The organism is Pseudomonas sp. NBRC 111127, assembly GCF_001320345.1.
Lineage (GTDB): Bacteria > Pseudomonadota > Gammaproteobacteria > Pseudomonadales > Pseudomonadaceae > Aquipseudomonas > Aquipseudomonas juntendi.
Map to the genome: position 1 here is coordinate 1 of NZ_BCBD01000313.1, position 1,724 is coordinate 1,724.

General features: G+C 66.9%; 1 protein-coding gene. It reads right to left on the reverse strand.

Annotated features, from left to right (window positions below; genetic code table 11):
- A partial coding sequence (locus APH30_RS27120; RefSeq protein WP_256222158.1) for a condensation domain-containing protein occupies positions 1-1,711 on the reverse strand: 1,711 nt, incomplete at its 3' end.
- Between the last annotated feature and the right edge of the window lie 13 nt (positions 1,712-1,724).

Below are 1,724 nucleotides of genomic sequence, written 5' to 3' on the forward strand. Positions count from 1 at the left end.
CATCGGCCAAGCCTGCGTAGTCGGTGTAGTCGGCGGCCAGGTCCAGCACTTGCACGTTCGCCGCCAGGCTCAGCCCGAGGTCGCCCTGGCCGAGCAGCAACTGCAGGCCGCTGTCCTCGATCATGTAGTGCAGGCGCTCCAGCGGGTAGGCCGGGTCCAGCGGCACGTAGGCGCCACCGGCCTTGAGGATGGCCAGCAGGCCGACCACCATCTCCAGCGAGCGCGGCGCGGCCAGGCCCACCAGCACGTCCGGGCCGACGCCTTGGGCGATCAGCGCATGGGCGACCTGGTTGGCCCGGCGGTTCAGCTCGGCATAGCTCAACTGTTCGCCTTCACAGACCAGCGCCGGCGCTTGCGGCGCGCGGGCCGCCTGGGCTTCGATAAGGCGATGCAGCGGCTGGCTCGGCATGAAGGTGGCCGGGGCACTATTCCAGGCCTGTACCGCAACCTGGCGTTGCTGGTCATCGAGCAATTGCAACGCTTCGACAGGCACCTGCGCGCCGTGTTCGAGCATCTGCAGCAGCAAGTGACGCAGTTGCTGGCCGATCTGCTCGATGATCGCCGCGCTGAACGCCTGCCGGTCATAGCTGCAGCGCAGCGACAGGTTGTTTTCCAGGCCGACCACCAGGGTCAGCGGATAGTTGCTCTGCTCCTGTGTGCGCACCGGGCCAAAGCGCAGCCCCGAGGGCGAACCACGCTCCAGGGCCTCGGCCACCGGGTAGTTTTCGAACACCAGCAGACTGTCGAACAGCGCGTCACCGCCCTGCCCGGCCCAGCGCTGGATGTCGAACAGTGGCGTGTGCTCGTGTTCGCGGATGCGCAGGTTGAGCGCCTGCAAATCGTCCAGCCAGTCGCCAAGCGCCTGCCCGGCGGTGCACGGCACGATCACCGGCAAGGTGTTGATGAACAGGCCGATCTGCTGCTCGATACCGGCCAGCTCGGCCGGTCGACCGGCCATGGTGGCGCCGAACGACACGCAGTCCTGGCCGACACGACGCTGCAGCAACAAGGCCCAGGCACCCTGCACCAAGGTGTTGACGGTGACCTTGCGCTCACGGGCGAAGCGGCCCAGGCGTGCGGTGGTCTGCGCATCGATCGACAGGCTGTGCTCGGCGTAGCCTTCGACACCGACATGTTGACAGGTGCTGGCCAGGCGGGTGGGCGCTTGCAGTGCGGCCAGTTGCCCGCGCCAGAACGCTTCGCTCTGTGCTCGGTCCTGGCGCTGCAACCAGCCAATGTAGTCGCCAAAGCGGCCCGCCGCCTGCGTGGGCCGCTCGCCACAGTAGCGTTGCAGCACTTCACCCAGCAGTTGCGCATTGCTCCAGCCGTCCATGAGGATGTGATGGCTGGTGTAGACCAGTGCATGGCGGTCATCTTCCAGGCGCACCAGCACCAGGCGCAGCAATGGCGCCTGCAGTACATCGAAGCCGCGCCCACGTTCTTCGGCGGCCAGTGTCGGGAGCGCATGCGCCAGGTCATCACGGCCGCGCCAGTCCAGCTCGCTGAACGGCACACGGGCCTCGCGCAGCACTACCTGCACCGGCTGGGCCTGGTCGGCGGACCAGACGAAGACACAACGCAGACTGTCATGAGCCTGGAGCACTGCGTTCCAGGCCGCCTCGAAGCGTGCCACATCCAGGCCTGCGACCTCGACCTGCATCTGGTTGATGTAGTCGCCGTCGCTCTCGCCGAACGTGGAATGGAACAGCATGCCCTGCTGCATT